Here is a 1578-nt window from a genome sequence, read left to right as displayed (position 1 = left end):
TTTGAGTTGGTTCTCGGCTTCTAGGACTTCCCGGCGGCTCTGAGCTCTGGTAAGTTGAGCTTTTGCTTCTGCTACTCTGCCTTGAGTTTCCCGCAATTCCCGCATTGGGAGGTCTACTTCGGCTTGTTTAATTTCGGTTTGAGCTTGGATAACTTCAGGACGGCTTTTTGCCTTAGCAACAGTGGCTTTTGCTTCAGCGAAGTGGGCTTGCGATTCCAGCATTGTGCGCCGCGCGATCGCTCCAGATGCCACTAATTCTTTGTCGCGATCGAACTGTTCTTTAGCAATAGTTAATTCTGTTTCGGCCCGCGCTATTTCGGCTTGCGCTATTTCAACTTGACGTTGATAGTTTTCTTTAGCCGCTTGCACAACTGAACGCTTGTTTACTAATTCTTGTTCTCGCTGGTACTGCTTAGTTACCGCTGTCAATTGGGTTTGGGCTTGGGCGATTTCTGCTGCGGATATTTGAAGTTGGCGATCGTAATTTTCTCGTGCTAGTTTGAGATCGCCTTCCGCTTGCTGCAAATCTGCCTCAGCTTCGGCACGTTTCGAGAGAGATTCAACCCGCAACAGTCCTAATTCTGAACTCGATAAAACCGCAACGGGTTGACCTTTTGATACTTTGTCCCCAGGCTTAACCAACAACTCTACTACTTTGCCAGCAACAGCAGCCGTCACTTCGACTTTTTGGTTGGGCAAAGTTTCAATTTGTCCAGTGGTTTTGATGCCGATATCTAGTCGCTGGCGGCTTGCCGGGGAGACTTTAATACCTAATCGTTTTGCTGTTTCGGCATCGACAGAAATAGCAGCAGGAGTTTGAGTTGTTTCGCCGCTTTGGTGAAATTCATTTCCGTGGCCAGCGTGGGCAAAAACGACAGCCGGAGAACTTAGCAAAATTATGCTGAACAAAGTTCCTGAAAAGCTGCTAATAATTGCCGGAGACTGAGCATATTTGTCAAATATCATCGTTGGCATTGTCCTTGAAATCAGGTTGAGTGCCACAGGTTTAACGGTTGGTATTTTGCCAAAATAAGTAAGTGAACCCAATTAACAGGAGCTACTTATTAGCATTTTCCAAGAAGCGACCGCTAAGCAATGACCGAGAGCTAGAAATGCTCTACTCAACCTAGTATTTCACTGCCAAATGAAATTACGATGAAATTTCGCCTCAGCAGCCCAGATGGCCACCGGCTTCTAAAATCCGAAGATAAGTTGTGCCTAATGCCAAGCGATTGTTCTGTAGATTTTTTTCCCGTTTTGTTATGTCTGCTTGCGCTTCAATTTCCTGTGTCAATGCGCTCACTTGCTCCTGTGCGACTGCATTTGATTGATAAGTTGTGTTTAATTCCAAGCTGTTCAAGCTCATGACCTACCCCGTCTATATAGCTTTCTCCTGACTGATCTACTACTTTAGAGGTAGGGCAGCTCAATTGTCTTCAGTATTTTTACGCAATCTAATGAAACTGAGGTGGAGTCAGACAAATGCTGACAGCCACAGTCGAGCTAAGTGACAGTTTATACCAAAGTGGTCGCTACTTTTTCATGTCTTCAATTTCTGGCTTTTGTGAAGCAAGTATT

Annotated in this window: 2 protein-coding genes; both read right to left on the bottom strand. The window is 45.3% G+C overall.

The annotated features are described in order from the left end of the window. A partial coding sequence (locus tag ACUVJL_RS07775; protein ID WP_445245321.1) for an HlyD family secretion protein occupies positions 1-975 on the bottom strand: 975 nt, incomplete at its 3' end. Between the two features lie 193 nt (positions 976-1168). Next, a complete protein-coding gene (locus tag ACUVJL_RS07770; protein WP_445245320.1) occupies positions 1169-1366 on the bottom strand; it encodes a hypothetical protein in 198 nt (65 codons plus the stop codon). Positions 1367-1578 lie beyond the last annotated feature (212 nt).

Source organism: Microcoleus sp. OTE_8_concoct_300 (assembly GCF_031383065.1).
In the GTDB taxonomy this organism is placed as follows: Bacteria; Cyanobacteriota; Cyanobacteriia; order Cyanobacteriales; family Microcoleaceae; genus Microcoleus.
This window is presented reverse-complemented; position numbering and strand designations above follow the sequence as displayed.

Excerpts from the sequence above, each read along its gene's own strand:
- ACUVJL_RS07770 (WP_445245320.1), bottom strand. The coding sequence starts at position 1,366 with ATGAGCTTGAACAGCTTGGAATTAAACACAACTTATCAATCAAATGCA.